Origin of the sequence: Aliivibrio sp. EL58, from assembly GCF_900312675.1 — a bacterium.
GTDB lineage: Bacteria > Pseudomonadota > Gammaproteobacteria > Enterobacterales > Vibrionaceae > Aliivibrio.
Genome location: NZ_OMPC01000008.1, coordinates 194,220 through 207,302, shown reverse-complemented (window position 1 = coordinate 207,302; position 13,083 = coordinate 194,220). Strand labels below are relative to the sequence as shown.

14 protein-coding genes are annotated in these 13,083 nt (G+C 40.8%); 6 read left to right on the top strand and 8 right to left on the bottom strand.

Annotated features, from left to right (window positions below):
* Positions 1-160 precede the first annotated feature (160 nt).
* Positions 161-1,192, top strand: coding sequence for an NAD(P)H-dependent glycerol-3-phosphate dehydrogenase (gene gpsA / locus ED622_RS10360; RefSeq protein ID WP_122033793.1), 1,032 nt, complete (start codon positions 161-163; stop codon positions 1,190-1,192).
* Between the two features lie 18 nt (positions 1,193-1,210).
* Positions 1,211-2,032 (top strand): serine O-acetyltransferase, encoded by an 822-nt coding sequence (cysE, locus tag ED622_RS10355; protein WP_122033792.1) that lies wholly within the window; start codon positions 1,211-1,213, stop codon positions 2,030-2,032.
* Between the two features lie 100 nt (positions 2,033-2,132).
* Here cysE and ED622_RS10350 read toward each other — a convergent pair whose 3' ends face one another.
* From ED622_RS10350 to ED622_RS10340, 3 genes are all read right to left on the bottom strand, one after another.
* A complete protein-coding gene (locus tag ED622_RS10350; protein ID WP_122033791.1) occupies positions 2,133-2,612 on the bottom strand; it encodes a tRNA (cytidine(34)-2'-O)-methyltransferase in 480 nt (159 codons plus the stop codon).
* A 117-nt stretch (positions 2,613-2,729) separates the two neighbouring features.
* A complete protein-coding gene (cpxA, locus tag ED622_RS10345; protein WP_122033790.1) occupies positions 2,730-4,106 on the bottom strand; it encodes an envelope stress sensor histidine kinase CpxA in 1,377 nt (458 codons plus the stop codon).
* 18 nt (positions 4,107-4,124) lie between these two features.
* The gene (locus ED622_RS10340) at positions 4,125-4,808 is read right to left on the bottom strand and encodes a response regulator (RefSeq protein WP_122033789.1); all 684 of its coding nucleotides are present in this window, start codon (positions 4,806-4,808) and stop codon (positions 4,125-4,127) included.
* 196 nt (positions 4,809-5,004) lie between these two features.
* Between ED622_RS10340 and ED622_RS10335 the strand changes: the two genes are divergently transcribed.
* From ED622_RS10335 to pfkA, 3 genes are all read left to right on the top strand, one after another.
* Positions 5,005-5,496: a CpxP family protein gene (locus ED622_RS10335; RefSeq protein ID WP_122033788.1), complete on the top strand. Its 492-nt coding sequence runs from the start codon at positions 5,005-5,007 to the stop codon at positions 5,494-5,496.
* 160 nt (positions 5,497-5,656) lie between these two features.
* On the top strand, positions 5,657-6,562 hold the full coding sequence (fieF, locus tag ED622_RS10330) for a CDF family cation-efflux transporter FieF (protein ID WP_122033787.1): 906 nt from the start codon (positions 5,657-5,659) through the stop codon (positions 6,560-6,562).
* Positions 6,563-6,779: 217 nt separating this feature from the next.
* A complete protein-coding gene (gene pfkA / locus ED622_RS10325) occupies positions 6,780-7,742 on the top strand; it encodes a 6-phosphofructokinase (RefSeq protein WP_122033786.1) in 963 nt (320 codons plus the stop codon).
* A gap of 106 nt (positions 7,743-7,848) precedes the next feature.
* Here the strand turns inward: pfkA and epmB are convergent, their stop codons facing one another.
* Positions 7,849-8,871 (bottom strand): EF-P beta-lysylation protein EpmB, encoded by a 1,023-nt coding sequence (epmB, locus tag ED622_RS10320; RefSeq protein ID WP_122033785.1) that lies wholly within the window; start codon positions 8,869-8,871, stop codon positions 7,849-7,851.
* Between the two features lie 32 nt (positions 8,872-8,903).
* Between epmB and efp the strand changes: the two genes are divergently transcribed.
* Positions 8,904-9,470 (top strand): elongation factor P, encoded by a 567-nt coding sequence (gene efp, locus ED622_RS10315; RefSeq protein WP_122033784.1) that lies wholly within the window; start codon positions 8,904-8,906, stop codon positions 9,468-9,470.
* A 160-nt stretch (positions 9,471-9,630) separates the two neighbouring features.
* On the opposite strand, the gene frdD is transcribed toward efp, so the two are convergent.
* From frdD to frdA, 4 genes are read right to left on the bottom strand one after another with little or no spacing between them, the layout of a single operon-like run.
* Entirely contained in the window at positions 9,631-9,993 is a 363-nt protein-coding gene (gene frdD / locus ED622_RS10310; RefSeq protein WP_162922502.1) for a fumarate reductase subunit FrdD, read from the bottom strand.
* Positions 9,994-10,004: 11 nt separating this feature from the next.
* Positions 10,005-10,388, bottom strand: a complete 384-nt coding sequence (gene frdC, locus ED622_RS10305; RefSeq protein WP_045101069.1) for a fumarate reductase subunit FrdC — start codon at positions 10,386-10,388, stop codon at positions 10,005-10,007.
* A 2-nt stretch (positions 10,389-10,390) separates the two neighbouring features.
* Positions 10,391-11,134, bottom strand: a complete 744-nt coding sequence (locus ED622_RS10300; RefSeq protein WP_122033782.1) for a succinate dehydrogenase/fumarate reductase iron-sulfur subunit — start codon at positions 11,132-11,134, stop codon at positions 10,391-10,393.
* Positions 11,134-12,945, bottom strand: a complete 1,812-nt coding sequence (gene frdA, locus ED622_RS10295) for a fumarate reductase (quinol) flavoprotein subunit (RefSeq protein WP_122033781.1) — start codon at positions 12,943-12,945, stop codon at positions 11,134-11,136. Before frdA ends, ED622_RS10300 begins: the two co-directional genes overlap by 1 nt.
* Positions 12,946-13,083: the final 138 nt, after the last annotated feature.

Here is a 13,083-nt window from a genome sequence, read left to right as displayed (position 1 = left end):
CTTGAATATAATAAGTTGATAGTATTTGCTATTGATTAATTTGTAGAGAATAAATGCACTTTTTTATCTAATATGGTCCTATATTTTTGTATAGCTTCTATATTTTGATAACAAGTGCATTTTGTTTTTATTACCTAGTATCTTTTGATACTTGTTTTGGATGGTCACTATGACAACACAAACTGATTACTCTGATATTTCAATGACCGTACTTGGTGCCGGTTCATACGGAACTTCTCTTGCTATCTCTCTTGCTCGTAATGGCGCAAAAGTCATTTTATGGGGACATGAAGAGACGCACATGGCTCGTTTAGAAGCGGACCGTGCGAATGAAGAGTTTCTACCTGGTGTTGCTTTCCCACCATCATTAATCATGTCTACTGATCTTGAAAAATCAGTGCAAGCAAGTCGTGATTTACTTGTTGTGGTTCCAAGTCATGTATTTGGTTTGGTGTTAGGTAATGTGAAACCATTCTTACGTGAAGATTCTCGTGTGTGTTGGGCGACAAAAGGGCTAGAGCCTGAAACAGGTCGTTTATTAAAAGAAGTGGCAGTAGAGGCTTTAGGTGAATCACACTCACTGGCCGTACTTTCTGGACCTACTTTTGCTAAAGAACTTGCTTCTGGTATGCCAACAGCGATTGCAGTTGCATCACCTGATCAGCAATTTGTAAAAGATCTTCAAGAGAAGATCCACTGTTCAAAAACGTTCCGAGTATACGCAAACAATGATTTCACTGGCATGCAGCTTGGTGGTGCGGTGAAAAACGTGATCGCTATTGGTGCTGGTATGTCTGATGGTATTGGTTTTGGTGCTAATGCTCGTACGGCATTGATCACTCGTGGTTTGGCTGAAATGACGCGCTTAGGCGTAGCGTTAGGAGCTGAAGCTGAAACCTTTATGGGCATGGCGGGTCTTGGTGACCTAGTTCTTACTTGTACCGATAATCAATCACGTAACCGTCGCTTTGGTTTAGCGTTAGGTAAAGGTGGTGATGTTGATAGTGCACAGGAAGAAATTGGCCAAGTTGTTGAAGGTTATAGAAATACTAAAGAAGTCTTTTTACTTGCAGAACGTATGGGTGTGGAAATGCCTATAGTTGAGCAAATTTATCAAGTATTGTATCAAGGGAAAGATGCAAGAGTTGCTGCTCAGGATTTATTAGCACGCGACAAAAAATCAGAATCATAATTCAAGGATGGTATGAAAATGAAAGAATGTAAGAAACATAAAGTATGGGAATGTATTGTTCAAGAAGCGCGTGAGCAATCAGAACAAGAACCTATGCTTGCAAGCTTTTATCATGCCACCATTATTAAACATGAAAACCTTGCTGCGGCATTAAGTTATATTCTTGCTAATAAATTAGCCACGGCATCTATGCCTGCTATGGCGGTACGAGAAGTTGTAGAAGAGGCATTTGCTTCAGATCCTAGTTTAACGGATGCGGCTGCTTGCGATATCTGTGCGACGGTCAATCGAGATCCTGCTGTTTCTATGTATTCGATGCCTTTGTTGTATTTAAAAGGGTATCACGCTCTGCAAGGTTATCGTGTGTCAAATTGGTTGTGGAAGCAAGGACGTGTTGCACTTGCGACGTATCTTCAAAATGAAATTTCAGTCGCTTGTCAGGTAGATGTTCACCCAGCGGCAACCATTGGTAAAGGGATCATGTTTGACCATGCTACGGGCATTGTTATTGGTGAAACCGCGGTGGTTGAAAATGACGTTTCTATTTTACAAGACGTAACGCTTGGTGGTACAGGTAAAGAGTGTGGTGATCGTCACCCTAAGATCCGTGAAGGCGTTATGATTGGCGCTGGTGCGAAGATTTTAGGTAATATTGAAGTGGGCATTGGCGCGAAGATTGGTTCGTGTTCCGTTGTTTTACAGGCGGTGCCTCCTCATACAACAGTGGCGGGAGTTCCTGCAAAAATCGTTGGACGTCCAAGTTCTGAAATGCCGTCTTTAGATATGGATCAGCAATTTAATGGGAAATCTCAGACGTTTATTTCTGGTGATGGTATTTAATATTAGATCCAGTTAATCCATTTTATTACTTATCTTTATCGATAAAAAATAGCCACTTAATCGTGGCTATTTTTGTATTTTGACTATGAGAAAAGAGAAATTATAACCCGCCTTCAAATCCCATTTGACGCCATGCTTCAAATACAATAATAGCAACGGAGTTAGACAAGTTTAAACTGCGGCTGTCTGGCATCATAGGAATGCGAACACGTTGCTCCATTGGTAAGCCATCAATCAAATCCGCGGGTAATCCACGAGTTTCTGGACCAAATAGTAGCACATCACCTTTTTGGTAACTTGGGGTTGTATGATGACCGGTGGTTTTAGTGGTGCAGGCAAAGATACGGTGCTCACCTTCACTCTCATTCTCTAAATAATCAAGAAAGGCTGCGTAATTTTTGTGGCGTTTTACATGAGTTAATTCATGATAATCTAACCCAGCACGGCGAAGTTTTTTCTCTTCTAAATCGAATCCTAACGGTTCAATTAAATGCAGATTTGCACCACAGTTAGCAGACAGGCGAATGATGTTACCCGTATTTGGGGCGATCTCAGGTTCGTACAACGCAATATCAAACATAGTGAACTCTTGAATAAACGGAAATTAAACGCAGTATATCTAATTGATTGGTATCGGGGTAGGGCGTACTCGTAACAACATAGCTTACTTTGAGGTAAGCCATGTTGTTAGAGATCATTATTGTTCGATAGGCAAGGTGATCGTCATTCGTAATCCACCAAGAGGGCTTTTACTCGCAATGATGGTTCCGCTATGTTGGTGCATTGCACTCTCAGTAATAGCAAGACCTAAACCGGTGCCACCACTGCTTCTGTCTCTGGCGGTTGATACACGATAGAAAGGTTTAAAAATATCATTCAGTTCATCTTCTGGAACACCATCACCATTGTCATCAACATGAATAATTAGGGAGTTTTCATGTACGGCGAGATGAATGGTGATGACATCATTACCATATTTAATCGCGTTTCTTATGACATTTTCTATCGCACTCATCAATAGATTAGGATTACCAAAAATAGGGGTTTCTGTTAACCCTACATATGAGAGTGTTTTGTTCATGTGCTCCGCTTCAAATTTGGCGTCTTCTAAAATATCAAACCAAAGTGTGTAGGCATCTGTTTTCTCTCGTTCTTGATGGCTGTTCACTTGAATACGAGATAGCTCTAATAGCTCTGAAATCATCTGCTCAAGTCGATCTGCTTCCATATCAATACGAGATAATTCAGCGCTTTCCCCTTGTTTACGGGTAGCAAGTGCGGTGGCCATTCGTAAGCGAGTTAATGGTGAACGCAATTCATGTGAAATGTCAGAAAGTAATCGCTGTTGACCTGAAATCATGGTGTTTAATGACCCCACCATTTGGTTAAAGCTTTGTCCTGTTTTTCTGAATTCTTTAGGGCCTTTTTCTAAAGCTTCGTCTTTTTCAAATTGACCTCTGGCAACCCTTTCCGCGGCTTTTTGTAATCGTCTTGCAGGTTGGCTTAATGCCCAAGCTAACCATAATAAAAATGGGGTGCTAACGAGCATAGTTACTAATAAGAGCTGTATTGGTTTATCTAAAATACGAAGGATAAAAGGAGGAGGCTTTTTCCAATATCTCCCGACGTACATGTAAACCGTTTCATGAGCGATCACAATATCAAACGGGCCAGCCATCATAGTTCTGCCGTAGAGCTTTTGTTGTGGTAGCTTTGGATCATCAGATAAAGTTAAAAAATTAAGTAAGGCTTTTTTTCTACCTCGTAATTCTTTTGGTTTATCTAAAATTTCACCAGTTGGTGTGGTGAAAAATAGGTCTAGATTTTCGTCGTGTTTATGCGCTTTATGACTGATAACTCTTAATGTGGCCTTGAGATCATCGCGTTCTGAATATTTACCGGTAATGTAAGCTGCAATTTGCGTCATCTTAGTCAGATGCTCTGTTGCAATATTATGGCGAGCGCGTGGGTCAAAATTAGGGCCGATAACGACCCCAATTAAAACCAATAGTAAGGTAAACCAAAATATGGCAAAGATACGACCATATAGGCTCGAAATAAGAGGGAATTTCATTTTCTTGTTAAACAAGGATTATTCCTCAACAAACAGATAGCCGCGGCCACGTAAGGTTTTAATTCGAGGCTTTCCTTCTGATAAAGGAGGCAGTTTTTTACGTAGATTTGATACGTGCATATCAATAGCGCGATCAAAAGGAGCAAGTCGTTTACCAAGTACTTCTAGGCTGAGTTCTTCTTTAGAGATGATCTCACCAGGTTTTTGAATAAATTGAGATAATAATCCAAACTCTGTGCCGGTTAAATCCAGTAATTCACCATGGTTGTAGGCCTCTTGTTTGCCTACGAATATTTCAATTCCTTGATATTTAATACTGCTACTACTGCTCTCTTTGGTTTTACTTTGTGTTCGGCGCAAAATGGCACGAATACGCGCCAGTAACTCTCTATCACTGAAAGGCTTTGGTAGATAGTCGTCTGCACCGAGCTCTAAACCAATGACGCGGTCAATCTCTTCGCCTTTTGCTGTTAGCATTAGTACCGGCGTTTCATTGGTTTCACGTAGCTTTCGTAGCATGTCCATGCCATTCATTTTTGGCATCATGATATCAAGCAGGATAAGATCCAAATCATCGGTAACCGCTTCAAGGCCTTCAATACCATTATTTGCTTCTACAACATGATAGCCCTCTAGACTTAGGATATCTTTTAATAATGCGGTTAGCTCGACGTCGTCATCAACCAATAAAATTTTTGCCATTCTCATTTACCTGCGTAATATTTTCTGAATATAGTATCGCCAAATAAACGAATGAATACCAACCTTGATAATGACCTTTACGTTGCTTTACGCTCAAAATACACACATTTACGTTGACTGAGCTATTCTTATCCCATACCAAGCAGCAACGAGCTGCCTTTGATTGAAATAAATTTTCTGTAACGGAGATAACACAATGAACATGATTAAAAAAATGGTTTTAGGCGCAGTTGTTCTTCCTCTTTCTTTAGCTTCTGCATCAGCGTTTGCTGCAGGTGGAAGCCATCATGAAGGCGGAATGAAAGGCGAAGGCATGCACGGTGGCAAATGCATGATGAAAGCCAATAAAAAAGCGTTTAAAGATTTAGATCTTACTGATGCTCAAGAAGACCAATTCGATGAAATGCGTGACGCTCGTAAAGCTGAAATGAAAGCGAAAAAAGGTCAAAAACGTCAACCAACAGCTGAGATGAAAGCGGATCATGAAGCAATGCAAAACTTAATGTTAGCTGATAACTTTGATGAGCAAGCGGTACGAGATTTGGCTGAAAAAATGTCACAGCGTCAAATTGATCGCCGTGTTGAGATGATGAAGAAACGTCATGAAATGATGAATATTCTAACTCCAGATCAAAAAGCAGAATTTAAAGCAAACCAAGATAAATACATCGCAGATTGCGCTAAATAATCTTAAGTATCTGTAGTAAATGAAAGCGGGCCTTTATGATAAATAGAGGCCCGCTTTTTCGTTTATACTTTTTTTGTTGTAAATATATTAATAAATGGAATAACGATCATTAGATTAAGGCTTTATACTAAGGACTGATTTTTTAAGTATTGGAAAAAAGATGACCCAACGATATGCGTCTTTAGTCACCATGGCTGCATGGCTTGCAACCATTGTTGCGACAATTTTAATGTTGTTCAAATTAGGAACTTGGTGGGTAACCGGCTCTGTAAGTTTATTGGCGTCATTAGTTGATTCTCTGCTTGATATGGGGGCATCTATTACCAATCTTTTGGTGGTGCGCTACGCATTACAACCTGCCGATGAAGAGCATAGTTTCGGTCATGGTAAAGCGGAGTCGTTAGCGGCATTAGCTCAGGCGATGTTTATTTCTGGCTCTGCCTGTTTCTTATTATTGAATGGGGTTGAGCGTTTTTTCCGCCCTCAAGATGTTGTTTCTCCTGAATTAGGGGTTTATGTTAGTGGTTTTGCGATTGTATTAACTTTTGGTTTGGTAATGGTTCAACAATGGGTCGTTAAACAAACCGGAAGCCAAGCCATTGCTGCTGATTCATTACACTACAAAACCGATTTATTTATGAATGCGGCTATTATGTTAGCACTTGGGTTAAGCTGGTATGGTTGGCATCAAGCGGATGCTATTTTCGCTCTAGTCATTGGGGTGTATATCTTAATTAGCGCCTTTAAAATGGCGTATGAAGCAATCCAATTGTTACTTGATAGACAACTGCCAAAGGAAGAATTAGAGCAGATAAGAGAAGCGTGCTGTCGTGTCGATGGTGTTAAAGGTATCCATGACTTACGAACTCGTTTAGCTGGCCCAACCCGATTTATTCAATTGCATTTAGAGCTGCCAGATCAGATGCCATTAGTTGAAGCGCATCGAATTGCGGATAAAGTGGAAGATGAACTTTTAACAGTTTTCCCACATTCTGATATTATAATTCATCAAGACCCACTTTCAGTTGTGCTAGACTCAGACAGAGAGCAAACACAGTTTCAGTAAGAATTAGTAGTATTATTAGCAGTTATTGTTTTTTGGTAACAGAAAAATGAAATAGTCGTGATTGATTCTGATGTGAATCAACGAACTTTTTCAGTAAACTGGTAATACTCTTACATAAGAAAAAAAATTACAGATTATTAATGGTGAGTAGATTAGGGAGTTTACTTGCTGTATTAGAAATTGAAATTGAAATTCCCAACCATATTAGAGGGTAACCATGGTCAAGAAGATTGGTGTTTTAACAAGTGGTGGCGATGCGCCAGGTATGAATGCGGCAGTTCGTGGTGTTGTTCGTACAGCATTAACCGAAGGCCTAGAAGTATTTGGTATTCATGATGGCTACTTAGGTCTTGTTGAAGATCGTATCGAGAAATTAGAGCGCCATAGCGTATCTGATATGATCAACCGCGGCGGTACATTCCTAGGTTCAGCACGTTTTCCTGAATTTAAAGAAGTAGCAGTTCGTGAAAAAGCGATTGAAAACCTTAAGAAACACGACATTGATGCGTTAATCGTTATCGGTGGTGATGGTTCTTACATGGGTGCTAAGAAGCTAACTGAAATGGGTTACCCATGTATCGGTCTTCCAGGTACTATCGATAATGATATCGCAGGTACGGATTACACGATCGGTTACTTAACGGCATTAAACACTGTTATTGATGCAATTGACCGCTTACGTGATACGTCTTCTTCTCACCAACGTATTTCTATTGTAGAAGTTATGGGTCGTCACTGTGGCGATCTAACATTAATGGCTGCAATTGCAGGTGGTTGTGAGTACGTAATTACTCCAGAGACTGGCCTAAACAAAGAAGCGTTAATTCAAAACATTCAAGATGGTATTGCGAAAGGTAAGAAACACGCAATTATCGCGATTACTGAGTTAATGACAGATACGAACGCATTAGCAAAAGAAATTGAAGCAGAAACAGGTCGTGAGACTCGTGCAACAGTTCTTGGTCATATTCAACGTGGCGGCCAACCTGGTGCGTTTGACCGTATCTTAGCATCTCGTATGGGTAACTACGGCGTTAAACTGCTTGTTGAAGGTCATGGTGGTCGTTGTGTTGGTATTCAAAATGAACAGCTTGTTCACCACGATATCATCGATGCAATCGAAAACATGCGTCGTCCAGAGAAACTAGAACTTTATAAAGTAGCAGAAGAGTTATTCTAATTTAGAATAGACCAATGCTATAAAAGAAAAACCGAAGTTTAGGCTTCGGTTTTTTTATGTTTGAAAAATGAGGTATTTTTTAATTTAGTTGAATTGAGATGTTTTTTTACTCTAAATACAGATCGAGTGGGGTTTTGCTTTTTCTTCCTCCCACCTCTCGCGCTAAAGTAGGCACTAGATAACCTGAAACGTTTTCAATTAACTCTCCGATTAATCGCTTTGCTTCTTTATCTGAGACAAAGAAATGAGCCGCCCCTTGCACTTTATCTAACACGTGAAGGTAATAAGGTAGGATGCCTGCATCGAATAAGGCTTCGCTTAAATCTGTTAACGCTTTTGTTGTATCGTTGACGTCTTTGAGTAAGACACTTTGATTTAATAGAGTGACGTTAGCTTGTTTTAGCTGAGTCATTTTATTTTCGAGCTCAACACTGATTTCATTAGCATGATTAATATGAGTGACCATAATAATTTGCAGTTGTGTTTGTTTGAATAGCTGACATAGAGTATCCGTTATGCGGTTGGGGATCACCACAGGTAAACGGCTATGAATACGCAGTCGTTTAATATGAGGAACGGCTTCTAAGTGTTGAATTAACCAATCAATCTCATGATCTTTTGCCATTAGTGGATCACCACCAGAAAGAATCACTTCATTTAATTCTGGATGTTCAGCAATATAATCAATGGATTTTTGCCAGATGGACTTACTGCCTTTGTTATCTTGATAAGGAAAATGACGACGGAAGCAATAACGGCAATTTACAGCGCAGCCTCCTTTCAATATTAGCAAAACACGGTTTTTGTATTTATGCAGTAATCCAGGTTGTTCGTTGTCTTGCTCATCGAGAGGATCGTTCGAATATCCGTCATGTACTTCGAATTCTTGATCTAAAGGCAATACTTGACGTAATAAAGGATCAAAAGGGTTGCCAAACTCCATTCGATCGACAAAACTTGTCGGCACACGTAACGCAAATAACTTTTTCGCTTCTAATCCTTTCTCCCACGGAGAGCTATCAATCCCTAGAGTTGAAAGCAGTTGATGAGGATCTGAGATCGCATTTGAGATCTCTTTGAGCCAGTTTTGCTCAACAGGAGCGTCATTTCGGGTTATTATGTGTGACATTATTTATAACTCAACGATGTTAAGAGGAAATCATGGCGTCAGTAAGTACCAATGAATTCAAAGGCGGTTTGAAATTTATGTTTGATAACGAGCCATGCTCAATTATCGACAATGAATATGTTAAACCTGGTAAAGGCCAAGCATTCAACCGTGTAAAACTTCGCAAATTGCTTTCTGGTAAAACACTAGAAAAAACATTTAAATCAGGTGAAAGCTTTGAGCTTGCTGATGTTGTCGACGTAGAACTTGACTACTTGTACAGCGATGGCGAATTCTTCCATTTCATGAACAGCGTAAGCTTTGAGCAAATCGCTGCTGATGCTAAATCGGTTGGTGATACGGCTAAATGGCTAGTAGAAAACAACACATGTACTGTGACTCTTTGGAATGATAATCCAATTACAGTGACACCGCCAAACTTTGTTGAGATTGAAGTGACTGAAACAGACCCAGGTCTGAAAGGTGATACTCAAGGTACTGGTGGTAAACCAGCAACACTAGCAACAGGTGCTGTTGTTCGTGTTCCACTATTCATCGCTATCGGTGAAGTAGTTAAAGTTGATACACGTACAGGCGAATACGTAGGTCGTGTTAAGTAATTTCGATGTATATTGAGATTAGCTTTATACAAAAGGTCACTTCGGTGGCCTTTTTTATTATCTACACTATTAGATAATTAATGGGATTGGGATTATGGGTATCGTAGATACAAAAAAGGTTGGCATCAGAGCCAACCTTTTTTATTGCTTCAACTTTAGATTAGATCATAAAGATGAATACAACAGAAAGCACAGTAAATAGCGCCGCTGTTGTGTAGCAAGCAATTTTACCTGCTGTACCTGTATGGAATTTCAGGTCGTGCATACCGTGATGTAAACGGTGCATCGCATGCCACATAGGCATAGAGATAGAACCGATAACAAATAATGCACCAATGATGCTAGTAACAAAGCCAGCAACACGTAGGTAGTTCATTGATTCAGGACCAATCACACCTAGTGGAACTAAAATACCAAGAACTAAGATAGTTACAGGTGTTAGCATTGCAAACCAAGTACCACCGGCACCGAATAAGCCCCACCATACTGGTTCGTCAGAACGCTTTGGATTAAGATTTACCACAATTATTCTCCTTAAACGATAACCAGTACAAGTAATGTGATTGCAGCAACAGCTGCCCATTGTGCAAGAACAACGACTTTCTTATCTAGTGTTTTACCACTGATACGAATAGGCATTACTTGCGGCATCATGCTAAAGAAAGTTTGAGCATGGAATAAGCTACCCGCTAAAGCAACAATGTTCAGAGCAACCACGATTGGGTTTGCCATGAAATCTAACCAAGAAGCCCAAGCTAGTGGACCTTTTACTAAACTACCTAGACCAACAAGCAGGCAGATAGTAAAGAAAATTAGCGGTAAAATTGTTGCTTCACGAACCATGTAGAAGCGGTAGAAAGGGTGATCTTTCCACCAAGTACGTGTCATTTCGCGAACGTAAGGTTTACGGTTGCTCATCCTTATGCCTCCTGTGGTTTAAGCATTGCGATAACAAAGTCTTGAGACGATGCGATCTTACCTTGGTTAACTGCTGCTGCAGGGTCAACGTGTTTTGGACATACTTCAGAACAGTAACCTACAAACGTACAGCCCCATGCGCCATTGTCGCCATTGATAAGCTTCATACGTTCAGCAGAACCGTTATCACGGCTATCAAGGTTGTAACGGTGTGCAAGAGTCAGTGCTGCAGGACCGATGAATTCAGGGTTTAGACCGAATTGAGGACACGCTGCATAACATAGACCACAGTTGATACAACCAGCGAACTGCTTGTATTTTGCCATTTGCTCAGGAGTCTGAGTGTTAGGACCTTGATCTGGAGTACGGTCGTTACCAAGAATATAAGGCTTGATTGCTTCTAGGCGTTCGATGAACGGTGTCATATCAACAATTAAGTCTTTCTCGATAGGGAAGTTTGCTAATGGTTCTAGTGTTAAGCCATTCGGGTAATCACGTAAGAACGCTTTACAAGCAAGCTTAGGTACGTTGTTTACCATCATGCCGCAAGAGCCACAGATCGCCATACGACAAGACCAACGGTAAGATAGGTTTTTGTCTAGGTTATCTTTGATGTAACCAATTGCATCCAGAACAGAAGTTGTATCATCACAAGGCACGTCGAATGCTTGTAGATAAGGTTTCTCATCTACCATTGGATCGTAACGCATAATGTTTACTTTTTGAACTCTCTTACCAGCTGTCATTATGCTTGCTCCTCTGGGATCTTAGCTGCTTCAGCTTCTGCCGCTGCTGCTTTTTCTGCTGCTTCACCGTATAGGCGAGCTTTTGGTTGAGATTTAGTGATAGTTACATCGCTGTATTTAATCGTCGGCGCTGCATCTTTGTTGTAATACGCTAATGAGTGTTTTAGGAAGTTCACATCATCACGTTCAGTACAACCTTCATCTAGACGTTGGTGTGCACCACGAGACTCTTTACGTAGAATCGCAGAGTGAGCCATTGTTTCTGCAACTTCAAGGCCGTAACCAACTTCGATTGCGTACAATAGGTCAGTGTTGAACACTTTTCCTTTGTCTTTGATGCTGATGTTTTTGTAACGTTTTTTCAGCTCAGCCAGTTTATCAACCGTATCTTGCATTTCATGCTCTTTACGGTAGATACCACAACCAGCTTCCATTGAGTGACCCATTTCAGTACGGATATCAGACCAGTTTTCATCGCCTTCTTGAGCTAATAGTGCATCAATGCGACCTTGAACTTCTTCAATTTGTGCTTTGATTGCATCGTCGTTCCAAGCCGTAAATTCAGCAGCACGCTCAGCCGCTTTTTCACCAGCAAGACGACCAAATACGACTAATTCAGCAAGCGAGTTTGAACCTAGACGGTTTGCACCGTGAAGACCAACAGAAGAACATTCACCAACAGCAAATAGGCCTTTGATGTTTGTTTCGTTGTTCTTATCAGTTTCAATACCACCCATGGTGTAGTGAACCGTTGGACGAATTGGAATTGGCTCTTTTGCTGGGTCAACGTTAACGTAAGCTTTTGAAAGTTCACAGATAAACGGTAGGCGCTCATTTAGGTACTCTTCACCTAGATGACGAAGATCCAAATGCACTACATCACCAAGAGGGTGCTTGATAGTGTTGCCTTTTTGCAGTTCATGCCAGAATGCTTGAGAAACTTTGTCACGAGGACCCAGTTCCATGTATTTGTTCTTTGGCTCACCGATAGGCGTTTCTGGGCCCATACCGTAATCTTGTAGGTAACGGTAACCATTTTTATTAACCATGATACCGCCTTCACCACGACAACCTTCAGTCATCAAGATGCCAGTACCTGGTAAACCTGTTGGGTGATATTGTACGAATTCCATATCACGTAGAGGTACACCGTGACGGAATGCCATTGCCATACCATCACCAGTAACGATACCGCCATTGGTATTACAGTGGTAAACACGACCTGCGCCACCCGTTGCAAGAACAACAGATTTTGCTTTAATACAGATAAGTTCGCCTTCAGCCATATGAATAGCAATCAGACCTTGAACTTGACCATCTTCAACTAAAATATCAACAACAAAGTACTCGTCGAAACGATTGATTTGAGGGTACTTCATTGAAGTTTGGAATAGGGTGTGAAGCATGTGGAAGCCCGTTTTATCGGCTGCAAACCACGTACGTTCAACTTTCATACCACCAAAACGACGAACGTTTACTTCGCCATTTTCTTTACGGCTCCAAGGACAACCCCACTGTTCTAGTTGAGTCATCTCGCGGTATGCATTTTTTACAAAGTATTCAACAACATCCTGTTCACACAGCCAATCACCACCACCAACAGTATCGTTGAAGTGATTGTCTAGTGTATCTTCTTCCTTGGTCACGGCTGCTGACCCACCTTCTGCGGCAACAGTGTGCGAACGCATTGGGTAAACTTTTGAGATTAGAGCAATTTCTAGCTCTGGGTTAGCTTCTGCTGCTGCAATGGCAGTACGTAGACCTGCACCGCCCGCGCCGATCACTGCAATATCTGTGGTTATCGTTTTCACAGTTATTCTCCGGGATAAAAGATAAAAAATTAAATTAACCACCTAAATGTGATTAATTATGAGAATCTAGCCTGCTCGTGTGACAAATAAAGAGCAAATAAAACTTAAAAATTCTGATGCCTATTCTATGTGAGCTTT